At 38.5% G+C, this 351-nt stretch carries 1 pseudogene; it reads right to left on the minus strand.

What is annotated here, in order from left to right:
* A pseudogene (locus ACSG5Z_RS29795) lies at positions 1–339 on the minus strand (glycine betaine ABC transporter substrate-binding protein); the annotation flags it as partial.
* Between the last annotated feature and the right edge of the window lie 12 nt (positions 340–351).

The raw sequence follows: 351 nt of genomic DNA on the forward strand, positions 1-351 counted from the left end.
CCCCCCCCACTCAATGCCCAGCCACAGCCCCCACACGAGATTCATGAGCGTCTCGTGGGCTCGGAGTTGTGTATTAGAGACAGGTTCAGGGTCATTCGATTCATTAATCATGGTCATCAACGTTCCGAGTTGCTCATCGGTCATGTTCCAGTAATTAAAATACTTTATAAGCTCTGGATAATCTTTTTCAAATCCTTTACGAACTGAGTAATAAATATCATCTTTTTCTCCATACACCTTTTTAGGATCTTTTAAATATTTAAGTTGAAACTCTGAAAAAGCCCAATGTGGATTCCATTATGTTACTGCAATGGGTTTCTTTTGACTATATGCTTTTTTTTAATTAGTCAT

It is taken from the genome of Bacillus pretiosus, from assembly GCF_051294775.1.
In the GTDB taxonomy this organism is placed as follows: Bacteria; Bacillota; Bacilli; order Bacillales; family Bacillaceae_G; genus Bacillus_A; species Bacillus_A wiedmannii.